At 61.9% G+C, this 21276-nt stretch carries 16 protein-coding genes and 2 tRNA genes; 9 read left to right on the top strand and 9 right to left on the bottom strand.

What is annotated here, in order from left to right:
* Nucleotides 1–95 precede the first annotated feature (95 nt).
* The 3 genes from gltX to ACJO3T_RS09430 all read left to right on the top strand — a co-directional run bounded on the left by gltX (nucleotide 96) and on the right by ACJO3T_RS09430 (nucleotide 1851).
* Nucleotides 96–1580: a glutamate--tRNA ligase gene (gltX, locus tag ACJO3T_RS09440; protein WP_406964435.1), complete on the top strand. Its 1485-nt coding sequence runs from the start codon at nucleotides 96–98 to the stop codon at nucleotides 1578–1580.
* A gap of 112 nt (nucleotides 1581–1692) precedes the next feature.
* A tRNA-Ala gene (locus tag ACJO3T_RS09435) sits at nucleotides 1693–1768 on the top strand.
* Between the two features lie 7 nt (nucleotides 1769–1775).
* Nucleotides 1776–1851, top strand: a tRNA-Glu gene (locus ACJO3T_RS09430).
* A gap of 414 nt (nucleotides 1852–2265) precedes the next feature.
* On the opposite strand, the gene ACJO3T_RS09425 is transcribed toward ACJO3T_RS09430, so the two are convergent.
* From ACJO3T_RS09425 to ACJO3T_RS09415, 3 genes are all read right to left on the bottom strand, one after another.
* Nucleotides 2266–3114, bottom strand: a complete 849-nt coding sequence (locus tag ACJO3T_RS09425; protein ID WP_406964780.1) for a 6-pyruvoyl trahydropterin synthase family protein — start codon at nucleotides 3112–3114, stop codon at nucleotides 2266–2268.
* Nucleotides 3115–3252: 138 nt separating this feature from the next.
* Complete coding sequence (locus ACJO3T_RS09420; protein WP_406964437.1) at nucleotides 3253–4266, bottom strand: response regulator; 1014 nt, start codon at nucleotides 4264–4266, stop codon at nucleotides 3253–3255.
* Nucleotides 4267–4481: 215 nt separating this feature from the next.
* A complete protein-coding gene (locus ACJO3T_RS09415) occupies nucleotides 4482–5078 on the bottom strand; it encodes a hypothetical protein (protein WP_406978366.1) in 597 nt (198 codons plus the stop codon).
* A 192-nt stretch (nucleotides 5079–5270) separates the two neighbouring features.
* Between ACJO3T_RS09415 and ACJO3T_RS09410 the strand changes: the two genes are divergently transcribed.
* Nucleotides 5271–8195 carry an insulinase family protein gene (locus ACJO3T_RS09410; protein ID WP_406978365.1) on the top strand — a complete coding sequence of 975 codons (2925 nt, stop codon included), beginning with the start codon at nucleotides 5271–5273 and terminating at the stop codon, nucleotides 8193–8195.
* Nucleotides 8196–8250: 55 nt separating this feature from the next.
* On the opposite strand, the gene ppsR is transcribed toward ACJO3T_RS09410, so the two are convergent.
* Entirely contained in the window at nucleotides 8251–9066 is an 816-nt protein-coding gene (gene ppsR, locus ACJO3T_RS09405) for a posphoenolpyruvate synthetase regulatory kinase/phosphorylase PpsR (protein ID WP_406964440.1), read from the bottom strand.
* Nucleotides 9067–9257: 191 nt separating this feature from the next.
* On the opposite strand from ppsR, the gene ppsA reads away from it, so the two are divergent.
* Together ppsA and rraA are read left to right on the top strand one after the other, a co-directional pair.
* Nucleotides 9258–11630, top strand: coding sequence for a phosphoenolpyruvate synthase (ppsA, locus tag ACJO3T_RS09400; RefSeq protein ID WP_406964441.1), 2373 nt, complete (start codon nucleotides 9258–9260; stop codon nucleotides 11628–11630).
* A gap of 40 nt (nucleotides 11631–11670) precedes the next feature.
* Nucleotides 11671–12147, top strand: a complete 477-nt coding sequence (gene rraA, locus ACJO3T_RS09395; protein WP_406964442.1) for a ribonuclease E activity regulator RraA — start codon at nucleotides 11671–11673, stop codon at nucleotides 12145–12147.
* A 58-nt stretch (nucleotides 12148–12205) separates the two neighbouring features.
* Here rraA and ACJO3T_RS09390 read toward each other — a convergent pair whose 3' ends face one another.
* The 3 genes from ACJO3T_RS09390 to ACJO3T_RS09380 form a co-directional block, all read right to left on the bottom strand.
* Nucleotides 12206–12508 carry a PilZ domain-containing protein gene (locus ACJO3T_RS09390; protein WP_406964443.1) on the bottom strand — a complete coding sequence of 101 codons (303 nt, stop codon included), beginning with the start codon at nucleotides 12506–12508 and terminating at the stop codon, nucleotides 12206–12208.
* Nucleotides 12509–12742: 234 nt separating this feature from the next.
* Nucleotides 12743–13450, bottom strand: a complete 708-nt coding sequence (locus ACJO3T_RS09385) for a TIGR04211 family SH3 domain-containing protein (RefSeq protein WP_406964444.1) — start codon at nucleotides 13448–13450, stop codon at nucleotides 12743–12745.
* 183 nt (nucleotides 13451–13633) lie between these two features.
* Entirely contained in the window at nucleotides 13634–13933 is a 300-nt protein-coding gene (locus ACJO3T_RS09380) for a YciI family protein (RefSeq protein WP_406978364.1), read from the bottom strand.
* 62 nt (nucleotides 13934–13995) lie between these two features.
* On the opposite strand from ACJO3T_RS09380, the gene ACJO3T_RS09375 reads away from it, so the two are divergent.
* Complete coding sequence (locus ACJO3T_RS09375) at nucleotides 13996–14868, top strand: PHP domain-containing protein (RefSeq protein WP_406964446.1); 873 nt, start codon at nucleotides 13996–13998, stop codon at nucleotides 14866–14868.
* 48 nt (nucleotides 14869–14916) lie between these two features.
* Here the strand turns inward: ACJO3T_RS09375 and ACJO3T_RS09370 are convergent, their stop codons facing one another.
* Together ACJO3T_RS09370 and rne are read right to left on the bottom strand one after the other, a co-directional pair.
* Nucleotides 14917–15456 carry a YecA/YgfB family protein gene (locus tag ACJO3T_RS09370; protein WP_406964447.1) on the bottom strand — a complete coding sequence of 180 codons (540 nt, stop codon included), beginning with the start codon at nucleotides 15454–15456 and terminating at the stop codon, nucleotides 14917–14919.
* Between the two features lie 75 nt (nucleotides 15457–15531).
* The gene (gene rne, locus ACJO3T_RS09365) at nucleotides 15532–18822 is read right to left on the bottom strand and encodes a ribonuclease E (protein WP_406978363.1); all 3291 of its coding nucleotides are present in this window, start codon (nucleotides 18820–18822) and stop codon (nucleotides 15532–15534) included.
* Nucleotides 18823–19543: 721 nt separating this feature from the next.
* Here rne and rluC point away from each other — a divergent pair.
* Entirely contained in the window at nucleotides 19544–20563 is a 1020-nt protein-coding gene (rluC, locus tag ACJO3T_RS09360) for a 23S rRNA pseudouridine(955/2504/2580) synthase RluC (protein WP_406978362.1), read from the top strand.
* Between the two features lie 26 nt (nucleotides 20564–20589).
* A complete protein-coding gene (locus tag ACJO3T_RS09355) occupies nucleotides 20590–21240 on the top strand; it encodes an HAD family hydrolase (RefSeq protein ID WP_406964451.1) in 651 nt (216 codons plus the stop codon).
* The last annotated feature ends 36 nt before the right edge of the window (nucleotides 21241–21276 follow it).

Raw genomic sequence — 21276 nt, 5'->3', positions numbered from 1 at the left:
AGTCGTGCCATGCCGCTGCGGTCCATGGGAATTCAGTGCAGGCTCGGTATAATGGCGCCTTTCCATTCATCCACTGCGTCAGGCAGGATCCATTAATGACTGTACGTACCCGAATTGCCCCTTCGCCCACCGGTGATCCCCATGTGGGCACGGCCTTTGTCGCCCTGTTCAACCTGTGCTTCGCCCGCCAGCACGGCGGTCAGTTTATCCTCCGTATTGAGGACACGGACCAGGCCCGCAGCACGGCGGAATCGGAGCAGGATATCCTGCGTGCCCTGCGCTGGCTGGGGCTGGAATGGGATGAAGGGCCGGACGTTGGTGGTCCCCACGGTCCCTATCGCCAGTCCGAACGCAAGGACTCCTACGCCAGCTATGCCATGGAGCTGGTGGAGAAGGGCCATGCCTTCTACTGCTTCCGTACTCCGGAAGAGCTGGATGCTATCCGGGAGGAGCGCAAGGCACGGGGCGAAAATCCGGGCATCAAGGGTGACCTGGAACTGCCGGAAGAGGAAGTGAAGCGTCGCCTGGAAGCCGGCGAGCCCTATGTCATCCGCATGAAGGTGCCGGATGAGGGCGTCTGTGAGATAGGCGATATGCTTCGCGGCACCATCGAGATCGACTGGGCCCAGGTGGATTGCCAGATCCTGCTGAAGTCCGATGGCATGCCCACCTATCACCTGGCCAACGTGGTGGATGACCACCAGATGGCGATCACCCATGTTCTGCGGGGTGAGGAGTGGATCAACTCGGCACCCAAGCACAAACTGCTGTACCAGTACTTCGGCTGGGACATGCCGGTACTGTGCCACCTGCCGCTGTTGCGTAACCCGGACAAGAGCAAACTGTCCAAGCGCAAGAACCCCACCTCCATCAACTTCTATGAGCGGATGGGCTTCCTGCCGGAGGCGGTGACCAACTACCTGGGCCGCATGGGCTGGTCCATGCCCGACGAGCGGGAGAAGTTCACCCTGGATGAGATGGTGGAGCATTTCGACATCAGCCGCGTGTCCCTGGGCGGCCCGGTATTCGATGTGGAAAAGCTGCGCTGGCTGAACGGTCTGTGGCTGCGGGAAGATGTTTCCGACGATCAGTTTGTGGAGCGTTTGCGCCAGTGGTGGTTCAACGAGGATGCCCTGCGGGCCCTGGTGCCCCATGTGAAGGGCAGGGCGGAGGTGTTCTCGGATGTGGCGCCCATGGCCTCATTCATGTTTTCGGGCATGCTGGAACTGTCCCCCGAGGACTTCGCCCACAACAAGCTGGAAGAGGCCCAGGTCAAGCGGGTGCTGCAGTTCGCCCTGTGGAAGCTGGAGGCTCAGCGCCATTGGAGCAAGGAAAACATCTTTGCCGACATCAAGGGCCTGGCCAAGGCCATGGAGCTGAAGATGGGCGACTTCATGTTCGCCATCTTTGTGGCCATTGCCGGCACACCCAATTCCTGGTCGGTTATGGATTCCATGGCCCTGCTGGGCCCCGACATGACCCGGGCACGCCTGCGTCATGCCCTGAATGTGCTGGGTGGTTTTTCCAAGAAGGAAACCAAGCGGGTGGAGAAAGAGTACGCCGCGCTGGTTGCAGAATGAACGATCTGGTGGCGTTTTGAACGTTCTGGACAGGGATGTTCAGAAAACTGAAAAAAATGTGTTCCAAGTGTTGACGCCCCCCGGGCGGATCCTTAATATACGCAGCCGTTGAGGGGCCATAGCTCAGCTGGGAGAGCGCAACACTGGCAGTGTTGAGGTCAGCGGTTCGATCCCGCTTGGCTCCACCAATTTCTAGTCCCCTTCGTCTAGTGGCCTAGGACTCCGCCCTTTCACGGCGGCAACAGGGGTTCGAACCCCCTAGGGGACGCCAATTTGGCAACACGGTTTAGTCCACCGGGTTGCCAGCATCAAAACCGCCTTCGGGCGGTTTTTTTGTGTCTGGACGGTTCTCGGAGTTTATTTCAGTTGGAAGACTGCGATCGTGGGGCTGGAGGCCTGTCGGTAAGATTTTTGAAAACACGCCCCGCAAGTACGTCCCTGTAGGGCTCGGGTCGCGCCATCCCTGGCGCTCCACGGTTTTCAATAACCTTCCCCACATGCCTCTTTCGGGCGTGGGAGTTAACTCAACAGTTTAATAGAGCTGGGGTGGGAAGGCTTTTCTGGACCGTCGAGCGCCAGGGACGGCGCTCGTCGAGCCCTACATGGACGTACTTGCCGGGCGTGTCCGGAAAAGCCTTACCGCCCCGGCTCCAGCCCCCATAAAGTGAGGTCTGGGGCCCAAAGTCTAGCGAACAGCAATGGCACCCTTGCCAACACCTTCAAAGGCCTTCACCCGCACCTCATCAGCCGGATAGTCCTTCTTGATCTCGTCGGCCAGGTAGGCGGCAATCAGCTCCACCGTCGTGTCCGTCTCCAGCAGCCACACCCGCTGACGGGGAAGGGTCAGCCGGAATTCCCCCTGCTCGGCATCGTACTGAAAGCTCACGTACTCAGTGCCGTCCGCATCCGACCAACTCTGACTCAGATCCTCACGGGTACCGATATAGATATCCTGCCACTGCTGCGCCCAGTGCTTCTCCAGCTCCGGACTGTGGCGGCCATTGATATCGATACGGATCGGGGATCGGTGCCCATGGGCAATACGCTGGCAGTTGCCCAGGTGCTTCTTCAGCCCATGGACATAGTGATAGTAGGGCCCTTCGATCAGCTCTTCACGCAGTGTGACTTCCACGGCGGTCACATTGGCGGGCAGTACCGCCTTCAGTTCCTGCTCCAGCAGGCGGGCCACGGCGGACGGTACCACTTCATGATGGTCCAGGAGCACCACCGACTGCTCGGGGCCTTCATGACGGAGATGGCTACCACCATCCAGTTGCCAGGTCAGCTTGCCGGGGCTGTCGCCACGGTGCAGGCAGGGCGCATTGGCGGGCACCACCAGACGATGGTCCACCCGCTCGTCGATGACCCGCTTGATGGTGCGCTTCACATTGCCGAAATCGAACACCATGCCCTGCTCATCCAGCTCGCCACCGAGCACAATGTCGGCAATCCAGCTCTCTCCCACCAGGCCACGCCGGCGATCGAGATAGGCGAAATCGATGACAGTAAGGTTGTCGATAAACAGGTGGTTCATGGATTCATCCGGCAGGAAGACAGCGATCATTGGCTCAGTAGGTCCGCAAATTAACCAAACGGGACACCAGTCGCATTCTATCAAACTTCGCTGCCGCCGGGATAACCCGTCGTGTCAGGAACCTCCGAAACGGGGGCTTCAGAGGGGGATCAGTCCGGTCATCCAGGCAACGCTGAGGCCCACCACGCCCAGGCTCAGGGTCAGCACCGTCAGGTAGGCTTTGCGGGAGGATGTGCGGCGGCGGTTGGCCGTCAGGTCATCCAGATGCCGGGCCACCTGTTCGGCCTGCTGCTTCGAGGCCTCGGATGCCTGGTGCAGGGTGTCCGCCTGGAGAGACTTCCAGAAAGCCTGGTCCTGGTCCCGCTGGCGGTCCAGCTCTTCTTTCAGGTGATCGTTCCGGTCCCGGATCATCCGGTCCATGGTCTTCAGCAGGTCCTTCTGGAAACTTTCCAGGGTTTTGTCCAGCAGGGTGTTTACGTCGGCGGTTACCGCCCTGGCGATGGCCTTCTGCTGGGCATCGAGGATGGCCTCCAGGGCATCCAGTTTTTCGTTGACCAGGGTGGTGTGCTGGTCGTTGTGTTCGTCCATGCCCTGGCGCAGGTAGCCCACCTGGTCATCGAACAGTTGCGTCAGGCGCTCGTGCAGTTGTTCGCTGATCTGGGTCTTGACCTCGGCCCGGGCGGCCATGGCCACCTGGTCCGCGCTGAGCAGGGGGATATCGGGATCGTTGGCCGGTGGCACCTGGCTTTCCTCGCTGACCGTTACCGGCTCGGCCTCCGGCATGCTGCGCAGTTTCTCCAGGACCCTTGAGACGCCGTCCGGGGCCGGCGGCTTGGGAAGGATTTCGTCCACTCCCATCTCGCGGGCGGTTTGCTCGAATTCGGCGGACTTGCCGGAGGTGCACATCACAATGGGGATATGGGCGGTGCCGGGGTTGTTGCGGATGGCCCTGGCGGCCTCCACGCCGTTCATGCCGGGCATCAGGTGGTCAATAAAGATAACGTCCGGGCGCTGGGAGTTGCTGAGCAGGTCCAGCGCCTCCTCGGCGGAACCGGCCATGCTGACTTCCATGTTGCTGCCTTTCAGGAGCTTGCTCAGGGTAAATCGTGCAACCTTTGAGTCGTCCACCAGCAGCGCGTTCTTGATGTCCATGGGGCTATCTCCTGGATTGGCCACCGGATGCCCCTGAGACCCGGCGACAAGGGGAGGGCGCCGGGCCCCCGGGGCATCAAATACCTAAGGGGCGATGGTTCGCCAGGCGACCGGCATTCCTGTCCGGTGGCTGGCCATCGCCCGATCAGTTTACCCCGATATTGATACAAAATGTTACAAAGTGATGGGCGGAATCTTGCCGATTGCAACCTGGATCACATTTCGTCCGGTGGCACCAGGCCCTGGCTCTGGGACCAGGCCCGCATGTGGATATCGGCTTCCCGCTGGAAGGGAGACTTGAAGGGATTGATGATCACGTCGAACAGGAAAAAGAACAGACCCACGGACAGCCAGCCGGATAACAGCATGCTGATGGTGCGTGCCTGCACCTCCGGATTGGAGAGGACAAAGCTTTCCAGGTGGGGCAGCAGTGACTGAACCATCACCACCGGATTGAACTCAGCGAGCACCAGCGGTACCCAGAAGGCCAGGACAACGGGGAAGAAGCCGAACGACCAGGCACCCCGAAGCAGCAGGTAGGCCAGCAGGTTGCGGATATAGCGCTGGCGCAAGCCAGGGGAGCGTCTGGCCCGGGCCAGGTATCGGCGGCGTTCATTGTGGTAGTCGGTGGAATCGGGAACCCGTGGACGGTCTCCGCTCCGGGCGGGCCTGTCGGCCTTCCTGCGGGAAGGCGCCGTCGCTGCGACGCCGCTGTTCGCCGCCTGGGGCCGCGACGGCGTGTCCATCCGTGGGGTGCTGTCAGCCCGGGCCTGCGGGGAATAGTCCGTCAACTGGCTGGATGTTTCCGACATGGTCTCGGTTTCCTCAATCTGGGACGTCGCCGGGCGGGGCTTTTCAATCAGCCTCCCCGCCTCCATCATAGGGGAAATCTCACGGCGGTGATCCGCGACCGGTCACATCCGGCGTCATGGTTACCCTCCGTGATACCGAGGATACCGTGATAATCTACATAAGACTATTCTGCCAGACGGGACAACGACTGAATGACTGATCGCAATGAGTCCAATGTACACCCTGCCTTCGAAAAGGTACGCAGCCATCCCATCGCGGCCCTGAACCTGACCATGGAAGAGTATGTCCACCGCAAGACCGGTGCCCGGCACCTGCACATGGCGGCGGACAATGACGAGAACGTCTTCTTTGTGGCCCTGCGGACCTTTCCCATGGACTCCACCGGCGTGGCCCATATCCTGGAACACACGGCCCTGTGCGGCAGCGAGCGCTATCCGGTACGGGACCCGTTCTTCATGATGATCCGCCGGTCCCTGAACACCTTCATGAACGCCTTTACCAGCAGCGACTGGACCGCCTACCCCTTTGCCAGCAAGAACCGCAAGGACTTCGACAACCTGCTGTCCGTCTACCTGGACTCGGTGTTCTTCTCCAAGCTGGATCCGCTGGATTTTGCCCAGGAAGGTCACCGGCTGGAATTCGAGACGCCGGACGATCCCAGCAGCCCGCTGGTATACCGGGGTGTGGTGTACAACGAAATGAAGGGGGCCATGAGCGCCCCCACTTCCCAACTCTGGCAGAACCTGTCCAGCCACCTGTTCCAGACCACCACCTACCACTACAACAGTGGTGGCGAACCCGATCATATCGTGGACCTTCGGTACGACGACCTGCTGGCGTTCTACCGGCACCATTACCACCCCAGCAACGCCATCTTCTGTACCTATGGCGATATCCCGGCCCGGGAGCATCATGACCGCTTTGAAGAGCTGGCCCTGTCCCGCTTTGACGCCCTGGAAGTGGACCTGCCGGTGCGGGACGAGAAACGCCTGTTCTCGCCGCTGCGGGTGGAGCAGGGCTATGCCGTCAGCGCCGGCGAGCCCACCGAACGCAAGACCCATATGGTGATGGGCTGGCTGCTGGGCCACAGCTTTGAGCTGCAGCAGAACCTGGAGGCGCAGCTGGTGGCCAGCGTACTCCTGGAAAACAGTGCCTCCCCGCTGATGCATGCCCTGGAGACCACGGATATCGCTGCGGCACCCTCGCCGATGTGCGGACTGGAAGATTCCAACCGGGAGATGACCTTTGTCTGTGGTATCGAGGGCACCGAGCCGGAACGCCGGGATGATCTGGAAAGTCTGATCGACGGCGTACTCAACAAGGTGGTGGAGGAAGGCATTGCCCAGGAACGCCTGGAAGCCATCCTGCACCAGTTGGAACTGCACCAGCGGGAGATAGCCGGTGACAGCTTCCCCTATGGTCTGCAACTGATCATGTCCGCCATTTCCCCCATGGTGCATGGCGGTGATCCGGTGGAGCTGCTGGATCTGGAGCCGGTGCTGGAAACCATGCGGGAGAAGATTCGCGATCCCGGCTATGTGCCCGGCCTGATCCGCCGCCTGCTGATCGACAACCCCCACCGGGTCACGCTGACCCTGCGGCCCGACGACCAGCTTGAGAACCGTCGCCAGGAAGCCATCCGTGAGGCCCTGGCCCGTCGCAAGGCGGAACTCAGTGAGGAGGACAGGCAGCAGATCGTCGAACGCGCCCGGGCCCTGGAGGAGCGTCAGCATCGCAAGGACGACGACTCCATCCTGCCGAAGGTGGACCTGAGCGACGTACCGTTGAAGACTCACATGCCAGAGGGGCGTGAGCTGGACGCCTTCCCCGCCGCCCTCTATGCCCAGGGCACCAACGGGCTGGTCTACGAACAGGCGATCTTCCGGTTGCCGACCCTGTCCCGGGAAGAATTGCTGATGCTGCCGTTGTACACCACCATCCTCACCGAGGTGGGCTGTGGAAGCCTGGACTACCTGCAGATGCAGGACCGGATCTCCGCCTGCAGTGGCGGGATTGGGGCCAGTGTTTCTGCCCGTGGCAGTATCGACGACGTGCAGACCCTGGATGGTTATATGATCCTCAGCGGCAAGGCCCTGGCCAGGAACCGCAAGGCGCTGTCGGAGCTGTTGCGGGATGTGTACGACAATGCCCGCTTCGACGAGAAGGGCCGTATCCGTGAACTGGTGGCGCAGATCCGCGCCCGCCGGGAGCAGGCGGTGACCGGCAGTGGTCATGGTCTGGCCATGAGTGCCGCTTCCCAGGGCCATAGCCCCGGCGCCTGGCTGTCCTTCCGACTGGCTGGCCTGGCGGGCATCAAGGGCACCAAGGAACTGGACGATACCCTCAACGACGAGGCCGCGCTGGACAAACTGTGCCAGGATCTGGCCAGCCTGCACCAGCGTTTCCGCCAGCAGCAGCGCCAGTTCCTGCTGGTGGCCGAGGAGGAGCACCTGGAGGCCATGGCCGAGGGTGTCAGCGGTCTCTGGCCGGAAGCGCCGGAGACCCGGGGTGAGCAGTGGCAGATAGAGCCGGTCAGCTATGACACCAGGGAAGCCTGGCTCACCTCAACCCAGGTGAACTTCTGTGCCCGGGCTTACCCCACGGTGGCGCCGGATCATCCCGATGCCGCCGCGCTGACGGTGCTGGGTGGCTTCCTGCGCAATGGCTTCCTGCACCGGGCGATCCGGGAGCAGGGCGGTGCCTATGGTGGCGGCGCCGGGCAGGACAACGTCAACGGCACCTTCCGCTTCTTCTCCTACCGGGATCCGCGCCTGGGCGAGACCCTGGACGACTTTGACGCCTCGCTGGCGTGGCTGCAGGAGACCGACCACGGTCAACAGGAGCTTGAAGAGGCGGTGCTGGGGGTGATCAGCCAGCTCGACAAGCCGCGCTCGCCGGCGGGCGAAGCCCGTCACGCCTTCCACAGCCGTCTGTTTGGTCGTTCCCCGGAACAGCAGGAGCGTTTCCGCAAGCGGGTGCTGGCGGTTACTGTGGATGATCTCAGGCGGGTGGCTGGCGACTGGCTGCGTCCTGAGAAGGCCAGTACGGCGGTGATCACCAGCCATGACAACCGGGATGGCGTCACCCGTCTCGGGTTGGATATCCGCGAACTCTGATGCCTACCGCCCGTCCCCGCGCCTGTAGCAGTGCGCGGGGACGGGCAGCCTTCCTCTAACGCAGACGCTTGAGCCCGGTGGTCACCATGATGCGGGTGGAGATTTCCTCCACCGAGTAGGCCGTGGTGTTCAGGTAGGGAATGCGTTCTCGCCGGTACATGGTCTCGATCTCCTCCACTTCGTGCATGCACTGCTTGATGGACGAATAGCGGGAGTTCGGGCGCCGTTCGTTACGGATCACCGCGAGCCGTTCCGGGTCGATGGTAAGGCCGAAGATCTTGGTGCGGTGCGGGCGCAGCACCTCCGGCAACTGCTGGCCGTCCAGGTCTTCCTCGGTAATCGGGTAGTTGGCCGCCTTCACGCCGTATTGCAGGGCCAGGTACAGGCAGGTGGGTGTCTTGCCGGAGCGGGAGGCGCCTACCAGGATCAGGTCCGCCTCGTCGTAGTAGCGGGTGCGGGCACCGTCGTCATTGTCCAGGGCGAAATTGACGGCATGGATCCGCTTCTCGTAGGTGCTTTCGTTACCAATGGAGTGGGATTTTCCCACGGTGTAGGAGGACGATGACTGGAGTTCCTGCTCCAGGGGATTCAGGAAGGTGCCGAAGATATCCACCATGAAGCCGTCGGCCTTGCTGATGATCTCCCGGATGTCCGCCTGCACAATGGTGTCGAACACCAGTGGGCGCACACCGTCGACCCGGGCGGCCTCGTTGATGCGCTCCACCATGGCTTCCGCTGTCTCGTTGTTGTCGATGTAGGGCACGGTGACCCGTTCGAACTCGATTTTCTCGAACTGGGCCAGCAGGCTGTTGCCCAGTGCTTCGGCCGTAAGGCCGGTGCCATCGGAGATAAAGAAGGCGGTGCGTTTCATGAGCAGAGGTTCCCTAGGTAATCGTCGCAGGTTACAGTATGATACACGCCAAATTCGAAAGTCAGGAGCAACCTTATCATTCCCGGGGCCTTGCCGTGCAGCCTTTTCAGACAGTACGGGCATGGATTTACAGGGGATGAGCGCTCCTCTATTCTTTGCTGTTTGCTCGACTGAACCAAGGGAGACGCGCTTTGGAAGATTACATTATCTGGTTTGAGAACCTGGGGATGTCAGATGTTGAGCGGGTAGGGGGCAAGAATGCCTCGCTCGGCGAAATGATCAGCAATCTGGCCAACGCCGGGGTATCCGTACCAGGTGGATTCGCAACCACGGCTCACGCCTACCGGGAGTTCCTGGCCAAGGACGGGTTGCGTGATCGCATTGACGAAGCGCTGGATGCCCTTGATATCAATGACGTCAACGAACTGGCCCGGGTGGGCGCGGATATCCGCCAGTGGGTGCTGGAGCAGCCGTTCCCCGCGGATCTGGAAAAGCACCTGGAGCAGGCCTTTATCAAGCTTCAGGATGGCAACCGTAACCTGGCGGTTGCCGTGCGCTCCTCGGCAACTGCGGAAGACCTGCCGGACGCCTCCTTTGCCGGGCAGCAGGAAACCTTCCTGAACGTGGTGGGTTTTGACCAGGTCAAGAAATCCGTCAAGGAAGTATTCGCCTCCCTCTTTAATGACCGCGCCATTTCTTACCGGGTACACCACGGGTTTGACCACAAGCTGGTAGCCCTGTCGGCTGGTATCCAGAAGATGGTGCGCAGTGAGACCGCTGCCAGTGGCGTCATGTTCACTCTGGACACTGAATCCGGTTTCCGGGATGTGGTCTTCGTCACTGCTTCATACGGCCTGGGCGAGACGGTGGTTCAGGGCGCCGTTAACCCGGATGAGTTCTATGTCCACAAGCCCACGGTGGAGGCCGGCCGCCCGGCGGTGCTGCGTCGCAACCTGGGCAGCAAGGCCATCAAGATGGTCTACTCGAAAGACAAGGACGCCGAGCACTTCGTCGATACCGTGAAAGTGGAGCAGGACGATCGGAATCGCTTCTGCATTGACGATGCGGAAGTCACCGAACTGGCCAAGCAGGCCATGATTATCGAGAAGCACTATGACCGGCCCATGGATATCGAGTGGGCCAAGGACGGCGACGACGGTCGCATCTACATCGTCCAGGCCCGCCCGGAAACCGTGAAGAGCCGGGCCGCCGCCAACGTCATGGAGCGTTACCTGCTGAATGAGCAGGGCAAGGTGATCGTCGAGGGCCGCAGTATCGGCCACAAGATCGGCAGTGGTGCTGTTCGCGTGGTGGACAGCATCAAGGATATGGACAAGGTACAGGCCGGCGACGTGCTGGTCACCGACATGACTGACCCGGACTGGGAGCCGGTGATGAAGCGCGCCTCCGCCATTGTTACCGACCGTGGTGGCCGTACCTGTCACGCGGCGATTATCGCCCGGGAGTTGGGCATTCCCGCCGTCGTCGGTTGTGGTGACGCCACCGAAGTGCTGAAGGACGGGCAGGAAGTAACCGTTTCCTGTGCAGAAGGGGATACCGGCCTGATCTATGAGGGCAGCCTGGACTTCGAGCTGCGGGAGAACACCGTGGAGTCCATGCCCGCCATCCCGTTCAAGATCATGATGAACGTGGGTAACCCGGACCGGGCCTTTGACTTCCAGGCGTTGCCCAACGAGGGCGTTGGTCTGGCCCGCCTGGAGTTCATTATCAACCGGATGATCGGTGTCCATCCCAAGGCCCTGCTGAACTACGACAGCCTGCCCCGGGACATCCGCCAGACCGTCGAGAAACGTTTCTCCGGTTACCCGTCACCGGTGGATTTCTACGTGGACAAGCTGGTGGAGGGTATCTCAACCCTGGCGGCGGCTTTCCATCCGAAGAAAGTCATCGTGCGCCTGTCGGACTTCAAGTCCAACGAATACGCCAACCTGATCGGCGGCACCCTGTACGAGCCGGACGAGGAAAACCCCATGCTGGGCTTCCGCGGCGCGTCCCGCTACATCTCCGACACCTTCCGCGACTGCTTCGAGCTGGAATGCCGGGCACTGCGCAAGGTTCGTGACGAAATGGGCTTCACCAACGTGGAAATCATGGTGCCCTTCGTCCGTACCGTCGGCGAGGCCAGCCAGGTGGTCGACCTGCTGGCGGAGAACGGCCTCAAGCGGGGTGAGAACGGGCTGCGGGTCATCATGATGTGTGAGCTGCCGGCCAATGCGCTGCTGGCGGACCAGTTCCTGGAGCACTTCGACGGTTTCTCCATCGGCTCCAATGACCTGACCCAGCTTACCCTGGGGCTGGATCGGGACTCCGGCATCATCGCGCACCTGTTCGATGAGCGGAACGATGCGGTCAAGGCCTTGCTGTCCAACGCGATCCAGGCCTGCAAGCGCGCCGACAAGTATATCGGTATCTGTGGTCAGGGGCCGTCGGATCATCCGGACCTGGCCAAGTGGCTGATGGACGAGGGCATCGACACGGTGTCCCTGAATCCGGATTCGGTGCTGGATACCTGGTTCTTCCTGGCGGACGAAAAACTCGATTGATCACGGTTCTGACAATACTGGATAGAAGGAGACTGACAACGTGGACATCGTAACCCCGGATATCTGTGACGATTATCCTGAGGTCCAGGTGGTGGAGCCTGGTTTCCAGAACTTTGGTGGCATTGATGCCTTCGGTGGCGAAGTGGTCACCGTAAAGTGCTTCGAAGACAACTCCGTGGTCAAGGAGCAGGTGGGGAAGCCCGGTAACGGCTGTGTGATGGTCGTCGACGGCGGCGGCTCAAAGCGCGCCGCGCTGCTGGGGGATATGCTGGCGGAAAAGGCGGCGGCCAACGGCTGGGCTGGCCTGATCATCTACGGCTGCATCCGTGATGTGGATGTGATCCGCAAGACCGAACTGGGTGTGCAGGCCCTGGGAACGCACCCCCGCAAGACCGACAAGAAAGGCATCGGCGACCTGAACGTACCGGTCACCTTTGGTGGCGTCACCTTCAAGCCGGGACAGTACGTCTACGCCGATAACAACGGTATCGTTGTATCGGAGAAAAAGCTGGGCTGAAATCAGTTGCCCGGCTTAACGAAGAAGGCCCCGGCAGATGCTGTCGGGGCCTTCTTCGTTAATGTCTGACCTTTTCGATCGCCACCCCCAGCAGGTGGCCATCGCCCTCAGGCTCGGTGCGCAGTACCCGTACCTCGGTCTCGAACGGCGGGAACTGGTCACTGGTTGAGGGGAGCAGGGTGTGTAGCGTCGCCCCCTCCGGAATATAGCCCTCCACGTAAAGCTGCATTCCGGTACCGCTGAGGTCGCGGCAGATGCCACTGAATGAGCGGCCTTCACCATCGGTTATCTCGATCGCTGAGTTAACCTGCATGCGATGAAAGTCGCGCTTTTCCGAGTAATCCCTCATGGTCATCGACATGACTACCCCTTCCTGATCTGGTTTGGGAGGCTCCGGTATCCCGAAGCCCCTATAAGTCCTTTTAGCGGTTATGTGCCGATTGGTCAAAGAACCTGACGTCATAACAACGGTATATGACCATAGATTTGGTGTTAGGGGAGTGATCCAGTGCCCATATCTGGTGTCTGGAGTCCCTTTAAGGGGGTGGCTGGTGACATGACTGGATGCTGGTCACGACAAAAGGCCTGACAGGTATCAGGCCCAGGTGTCGTGTTTCTTGGTGGGTTTGAGCCAGGGCAGAACGACTGCGATGAACATGCCCAGGATCAGCAGGCCGGCACCCAGCAGCATGAAGTCGGACTCCCTCTTGGCCTCAAGGCGTTCCACCTCGGCGGTGAGTACTTCCACCTCGTTCTTGAGCTTCTGGTTGCTTTCCTGCAGTTCCCGGTTGCGGCGATCCAGGTTCAGGGCGTTGGCGGAGACCGAGCGGATTTCCTCCAGTTCAGCCGTCAGTTCCTCCACCCGTTGTTCCAGTGCCTGTTCCCGGGAGGAAAGCTGGTCCCGCTCTCCGGATACCTCGCTCATCTGCGACTGCAGTTCCTCAAGCCGGGCGCGGGTCTGTTCCAGTTCCCGGTTGGCCGCTTCCAGCCGGTCCTCGGCGATGGGCTGGTTGGTCAGGTAACGGGTTGGAAGCCAGCCCTCAAGGCCCTGACTGGTGCGTACCCGGCTGTAGCCGGATTCCTCGTTCTGTTCCAGCAGGGTGACGGCGGTACCACTGCGGAGGCCGCTGTGGAGCACACGAAACTGGTTACCCTGGCCACTCCTTACCGGGGCATACAGGGTGTCGTCGATATAGACGGTTCGTGCCTGGGCAACGCCGGTGACCACCATCAACAGGGCCAGGGGCAGGATCAGGTAGCGAATACGGGAAAGGGCACGGGTGGTTACAGCTCGGGCTATCACAGCATGAATCCTGGCAGTTGGAATCCGGGTTATTGGAACATCGGGAGCCCGTCATCCTGACGCACGGGGCGAGAGGGTTTCCGGGGCTCCCAAACCGGCAATTTTGTCACATACATCCCCCTGATCAAGTAGCCGGCTATTACAAAACGCTCATTCTCCGGCAGGCGGGAACGGGTTCCCGGATTAAGGCAGCACGGCCTTGAACGGCTTGACAGTGACCCGCCGGTACACACCGGCCTCTACGTAGGGATCGGCGTCCGCCCAATGGCGGGCTGCTTCCAGTGATTCGAACTCGGCAATTACCAGACTGCCGGTAAAGCCGGCGTCACCGGGTTCCGTGGTATCCAGGGCCGGATGGGGGCCGGCGACCAGTAGCCGGCCCTGGTCCCGCAGGGCCTCCAGGCGACCGATGTGGGCTGGTCGTGCCGGTTTCCGCAGGGGCAGGCTGTTTTCGACATCTTCGCTGATGATGGCGTAGTACATGGCAGGTCTCCGTTGATGAACATGGTAGACTGTCGGTTTAAACCGGATGTTCAGGAAAGCCAGTGACTATAACCCAGCACGCCAGCCATTGCATTGACCTCCATTGCCACAGTACCGCATCGGACGGCGCCCTGAGCCCGTCAGCACTGGTGGCGCGTGCAGCGGAGAAGGGGGTGACCCATCTGGCGCTAACGGACCACGATACCGTCGACGGTATTGCCGAGGCACGTGGTGCGGCCCGTAAGGCGAATATCCAGCTGATCAATGGTATCGAACTTTCCTGTGTGTGGCGCAAGCATACGATTCATATCGTGGGTCTGGACATGGATCTGGACAATGCTGAATTCCTGGAGCGGGTGGCGGGCCAGCAGGCCAACCGCTGGAAACGGGGCCGGCGAATCGCGGAAAAGCTGGCCAGGCACGTCAATGGTTGTGATGAGGGTATCCTGGACAGCGCCACCGGGCTGGCCCAGGGGGATGTGCCCGGTCGCCCCCATTTTGCCCGGGCGTTGGTGGAAGCCGGTCTGGTGAAGGATTCCGCCCAGGCCTTCAGGAAGTACCTCGGCAGCGGCAAGCCGGGCGACGTGAAGGCCTTCTGGCCGGAGCTGTCCGAGGTGGTCCGCTGGATCACCGACGCCGGTGGCATTGCCGTTGTGGCCCACCCCCGCAAATACAAACTGACCGCCACCCGGCTCAGGGAGCTGGTCGCTGACTTCATGGCTGCGGGCGGGGAGGGCATTGAAGTGATTACCTCCGGTCAGTCCAGCGGGGATCTGGGGTTCCTGACGGAGTTGTGCCGACGTGAGTCACTGCTGGCATCCCGTGGCAGCGACTTTCACTTTCCGGGTGCAAGCTGGTGTGAGTTGGGACGGATCCCGGGGTTGCCGGAGGGGCTGACACCGGTGTGGGACCGGTTTCGGAACGCCCCGGCCTGAGGCGTTCAGCGAAACAGGTGGGTGCCCCGTGAGACACCCGGCCCCGGTTCAATCCGGGGCGTGGAACTGCAGATACAGGTCGGTGAGGGTGTCGGGAATGGCATCCGCCATCTGCTGGGCGACCTTGTCGTCCTCCCGGGCCTTGCGGAAGTCCTCGTCGTCGAACAGGCCCGACAGGGTCAGCATGGGAACCATCAGCTCGGCGGTTTCCGCCTCGTCTTCCTCCAGCCAGGCTTCCTCATGTTCCAGGAACGTATCGACAAACCCCGCGCACCAGTTTTCCAGTGCATTCATGGGGTCGCCGTCCTCCGGTTCCGGTAATTCCAGCGATTGTCCCATGTCCAGGGAGTGCGCCAGCCCCTGGGCCAACTGGTCGGTAAGGCGGGCGAACACCTCCGGCACATCGTCCGGTGCCACCGACTCCTGACCGGTTGCCAGCCGGAAGATCTCGGCGGCGTCCAGGGTTTGGGGACCTACCACGCTGGCGCATACGACGCCATGAAGGCCAAAGAAATCCAGTGATTCCTCTCCCCAGGGATCTGCGAAGAGAATGTCTTCCAGCGCTTCGATCTCGTCGTTATTCAGCATGCAACTGCTCCTGGCGCACGGCCATGGTGGGGTCTCACGGATACCTTAGATGGGTATCCGTGAATTTTTCAACGCTTATTGGCCAGAGCTGCTGGTCCCGTCACCGTCTTTGCCCGAATCCGCGCTCTCCGTGGCCTGTGCCTTGCGGGCGGCTTCTGCCGCGCGCTGGCGCTTGCGCACTTCGCGCGGATCGTTGTAGGCGCGACCGGGGGTGACAGGCGCTTCCGGAGCCTTGGGCTCAGACTTCGCGGCCTCTTCCGCCAGCTTGTTATCGCCCTGTTCGGCGGTCGGTGCCGGCTCCGGCTTTCTGGCCGGTTTCTCTTCCTGGCTGGCGCCTGAGTCGGTCAACGGTTTGGTGTCCCTGTCTTCCTCGGCCGGAGCAGTGGCTTCGGATGCCTTCGGGTCAGCCGTCGGCTGGCCCCCGTCATCCTCTGCCCGGGCTGCCCGTTTGTTCTCGGGCCTGGGCTTGCGTGCCGGCTTGCCCGAATCCTTGCCGGGCTCCGACGGAGCCTCCTGGTCGGCATCAGACTTGCCTTCAGACTGTACGTCCGGCTGTTTGCGTTCCGCTTCAGCAGGCTCCGCGTCCGCCTGCCCGGGCGCCTCATCGGTGACCGGTGTGGTCGGTTTGTCATCCGATGCAGCGGTCTTGTCCTGGGCCTTGCCGTCCGGCGCCTTCCCCGCGGGGGCGGCAGTCGGTTTTTCGGCGTCAGCCTTCTTGCCGTCGGCGCTTGCGGCAGTGGCGGCAGTACTCTCGGCCTTCGCCTCAGCGCCTGGGCCGGACTTGTCGTCTTCCGTCTGCGGTGCCTTCGCTTTAGCTTCGGTATCCGCCGATTTCTTGTCGGTGTCCCCGTCCCCGGCGCCCTGGGCGGGCTGTTCAGTCTTGCCTGCCTCGGCCTTCCGGTCGGAAGCGTCCCTGCTGTCCGTGGTTCGGGTATCCGCCGCTGCCGGCTGTTTCTGTTCCGGAACGCTCTGGCTACGGGGCTCCCCGCTATCAGGCTTGTCCCCGGGCTTCACCGGTGCAGCGGAAGCCCGGCCGGTTTCCCGGTCCGCCGGCTCGCCCTGATGTTTTTCAGTACGCTCGGCCTTGCGGCTGGCTGGCGTGGTGGCCGGGGTCTCTGCCGGTGAGCCGTCGCGGTTGCGGCTGCGGCGATTGCGCTTGGGCCTGTCGCTCTTCTCGGGCTTGCCCTGAGCCTTGTCCGGTCCCTTGTCGGGTCCTATGTCCTGGCCGCTGTCCTTCTCGGACTTGGGCTGGTCCTGGCGACCCTGGGGTTTCTTACCCTGGCTGTCATCCTTGCCCTTACCGCCTTTGGGGCCTTGTCCGCCGCGGCGATCATCCGGTTTGCCACCGTCTTTCTGGGGCGCGCCTTTCCGGCTGCTGTCCCGGGACTGGGTATCCCGACCACCCTGCTGGTCCTGGCGGTTGTCACCGGAGCGACGGTTGCGGTTACGGTTACGATTCCGGTTGCGGCCGCCCCGGCTATCGTCATCCCGGTTCTGGGGCCCCTGGCTGCGACGATCACCGCCCTGGCGCTTGTCGCCTTCGCTACGGTCATCCCGGGCGACACGGGATTTGCGACGGTCCTGACGGCCCTGCTGGTTGCGGTTTCCGCCAGTACCCTGGGATCGCTCCTGGTCCTGTTCGACGCTTTCACCGCCAAAGAAGTTGGCGATCTTGCGGGAGAGCTTGCGGAACATGCCCTCGTCACCGGCGTCTTCGGTCTGGGTTTCCGGGGCCGCGGCAGGTTTGGGTGCCGGGGCCGCCGGGCGGATGGACTTCACTGCGGCTTCCTCGCGGGGAGGTGCTTCGCGGGACACCTGGGCGTCCACCTGCTCTTCCTCGCGGGCGCTGTATTCATCAGCTACATGATAGCTGGAGACCTTTTCTCCGGTTTCATCGTCGCGCAACCGGATAATCTCGAAGTGGGGTGTTTCCATGTGGGGGGTGGGAACCACAAGGATTTCCACCTTCTGCCTGGCTTCGATATCCGCCAGCTGCTTGCGCTTCTCGTTGAGCAGGAAGGTGGCCACGGACACCGGTACCACGGCGCGAACCTCGCCGGTCTTGTCCTTGGAGGCCTCCTCGAAGATCAGGCGCATGATGCTCAGCGCCAGGGATTCGATACCCCGGATGGTGCCCTGGCCGCTACAGCGGGGGCAGACTTCGCTGCGGGTCTCGCCCAGGGAGGGACGCAGCCGCTGGCGTGACATTTCCAGCAGGCCAAAGCGGGATATCTTGCCCACCTGGACCCGGGCGCGGTCCAGCTCAAGGGCCTGGCGCACGCGCTGTTCCACTTCCCGCTGGTTACGGGCCGGGGTCATGTCGATGAAGTCGATGACAATCAGCCCGCCCATGTCCCGCAGCCGGAGCTGGCGGGCGATTTCGTCCGCCGCTTCCAGGTTGGTCTGCAGGGCGGTTTCCTCAATATCCTGGCCCTTGGTGGCCCGGGAAGAGTTAATGTCGATGGAGACCAGGGCCTCGGTGGGATCGATCACGATGGAGCCACCGGAGGGCAGTTTCACCTCTCGCTGGAAGGCGGTCTCGATCTGGGCCTCGATCTGGTAGCGGCTGAACAAGGGAATCTCGTCCTCGTACAGCTTGATCTTGTTCTCGAAGGACGGCATCACCTGGCGCACGAAGCCGAGCACGTTCTCGTAGACGCCTGGGGAGTCAATCAGCACCTCGCCGATGTCCTGGCGGAGGTAGTCGCGCACGGCGCGGATGATAACGTTGCTTTCCTGGTGCAGCAGGCGGGGGGCTTTCTGGTCCTTGGCGGCGCCGGTAATGGCGTCCCAGGTGGCGATCAGGTAGTTCAGGTCCCACTGCAGTTCCTCGGCGCTGCGGCCAATGCCGGCGGTACGCACGATGATGCCCATGGACTTGGGCACTTCCACTTCGTTCAGGGCGTCCTTGAGCTGGGCGCGCTCTTCCCCTTCGATACGACGGGAGATGCCGCCGGCGCGGGGGTTGTTGGGCATCAGCACCAGGTAGCGGCCGGCCAGGGATATAAAGGTGGTGAGGGCTGCACCCTTGTTGCCGCGCTCTTCCTTGTCCACCTGGACAATGATTTCCTGTCCCTCGGAGACCACATCCTTGATGTTGATCTTGCCTTCGATCTGGCCGGGGGGCTTGCGGAAGTAATCCCGGGAGATTTCCTTGAGGGGAAGGAAGCCGTGGCGTTCGGCGCCGAAGTCCACGAAGGCGGCTTCCAGGCTGGGTTCGACTCGGGTGATGCGACCCTTGTAGATGTTGGCTTTTTTCTGCTCGCGGGTGGAGGATTCGATGTCCAGGTCAAACAGCTTCTGGCCATCGACCAGTGCTACGCGCAACTCTTCGGGGTGAGTTGCATTAATGAGCATTCTTTTCATGGAAAAGATGATTCCTGTCAATTAGTTAGACAGGAAACCGCGGGTATTCACGAAGCGCAACCGCGTATGGACGGGCAAGCCCCGGCCATCAGAATGGTCAGGCGGGAACGGTGAGCCGTTCGCCCTGTTCCGGTCCGAACCATACGCCGCCCGTGCCTGCTGGCAGGGAAGGGGTGTATGGAGTCAGTTTCTGTCGACGCATGCTACGTATCTTTCGGTTCACGCTGGTGCCTGGGTCTCATGTCATATTCGTCATCTGGACGGCCCGGCCCGGCGTGCTGGTGTAAATCTTCGCGTTTCCCGCAGGGTTCCCTGCGTGGTTACTGTCATGCCCGGTCTTCCATTGGCACCGTCGCTTATGGTGCTGGAACGGGTGGTCCGCCGATTTCCGGCTGACGCTCCCGGGCCTGGTATTACCAAGTTGCCCGCCCGGCTGATCATACAGGGCCGGTCGGGTTGCGGGTGTTCATGGCAGGTCGCCTGGTTAGCGGGCCTGCTGGCACCCGGATTTCTCTGTCTGCTTCTGCCGTGTTGGTTGCCCTGGCGAGTACCCGGTTGTCAGGGTATCGGGCATTCAAACTCCCGGTCAGTCTCTGTATACTTCAACCGCTCCGGCGGTCGGCATGTTGGCCGGGCCGTAGACAAACGGAAAAGCATGCCGGAATATAGCAGCAAAGCCCCGACTCATCAATCCCGCACCCTTCAGGAATCCATTCCCGATATGGCATCTCCCCAGCGCAGTCAATCCGCGAGGCCCCGGCGGCGCACCGGGTCTGCCAGCGAATCCCGTAACGACACGGGCAAGCAGCCCACCGGCGTCCAGTGGATTACCGTGGAGCCGGACATGGCCGGCCAGCGACTGGACAACTTCCTGATGGCCCGCCTAAGGGGCATTCCCAGGGGGAAGATCTACCGGATCGTGCGCAAGGGTGAAGTACGGGTCAACAAGGGCCGGGTGAAGCCGGATACCCGCCTGCAGGCCGGCGATCAGGTGCGGATCCCGCCGGTGGTGAAGCCGCAGCGGCCGACCAGTTCCATCCCCGGGGACCGGGTGCAGGCGGTCATGGAAAACGCGGTGGTCTTCGAGAACGACGAATTGCTGGTGGTGAACAAGCCGTCCGGCATCGCTGTCCATGGTGGTAGCGGCCTCAGCTTTGGCCTGATCGAGGTGCTGCGGGCGGCACGCCCCGAAGCGCACTTCCTGGAGCTGGTGCATCGGCTTGATCGGGATACTTCCGGTCTGGTGATGGTGGCAAAGAAGCGATCGTCCCTGAAGTTCCTGCAGGATGAGCTCCGCCGCCGTGAAGTGCGCAAGCATTATCATGCCCTGGTCAGCGGGCACTGGCCGGAGGGGGTTACGGAGGTATCCGAGCCCCTGCTGCGCTATGAAATGCCCAATGGGGAGCGGCGCGTGCGTGTGGACGTGGAGGGCAAGCCCTCCCTGACCCGCTACCGGACACTGGAGGTATGGCAGGGTTATAGCCTGGTGGAGGCATCGCCGGTGACCGGGCGGACCCACCAGATACGGGTCCACTGTGCCAGTGCGGGTCATCCGATTGCCGGTGACGACAAGTATATGGATGCGGCCAGCCAGCGTGCCTTCCGGCGTGTCGGCGGGAACCGGCTGATGCTCCATGCCCGCGCGCTGGAATTCCGGCTGCCGGGCAGCGAGCAGTGGCATCGCCTGGAGGCACCTTACGACGAGTCATTCGCCGCGGTTCTCGGCGGGCTGGATCGATAATGCAGTAACCCTGGGACGGAACAGGTATGACGTATAAGGTAGTGATTTTTGACTGGGACGGCACCCTGGTGGATTCCGTGGAGCACATTGCGGGCAGCCTCCACCAGGCCGCCGTTGAGTTGGGCTTCCCGGCCCGGGAGCGGGAGGCCTACCGGGATATTATTGGCCTCGGCATGACGGAGGCCCTGGAAGCACTGTACCCCGGTATTTCCCGGGACGAGATGCTGTCCATCCGGGAAGGCTATGCCCGGTATTTCTTCGCCCGGAAGACCCTGCCGCAGAACGTCTTCGATGGCATGGCCGATGTGGTTGCGGACCTGAAGCTGGACGGGCGCCAGGTGGCGGTGGCCACGGGCAAAAGCCGGCGGGGGCTGGACTCGGCACTGGTTTCCAGTGGTCTGGGACCGCATTTCGATATCACCCGCTGTGCCGATGAGACCCGCTCCAAGCCGGATCCGAAAATGCTGGTGGAGATCCTGGAGTATTTCGATATTGAGCCCGACGACGCGGTGATGATCGGCGATACCCGATATGATCTGGATATGGCGCGCCGTATCAGCATGCCGTCGATTGGTGTGGAGTGGGGTGTTCACAAGCGCGATGAACTGGGCCGGTATGATCCGGTGTTCGTGGCGGGCAATGTACGCGAACTGCGCGAGGCGCTGAAGCTGGTCTGAGTCTGGATGGCGCCGGTTTACCCGGTACCTCAACAA

This window comes from Marinobacter shunpengi, from assembly GCF_045449715.1.
Classification (GTDB): Bacteria; Pseudomonadota; Gammaproteobacteria; order Pseudomonadales; family Oleiphilaceae; genus Marinobacter.
Note: the sequence above shows the minus strand (reverse complement) of the source record. Positions and strands in the feature narration are given on the sequence as shown.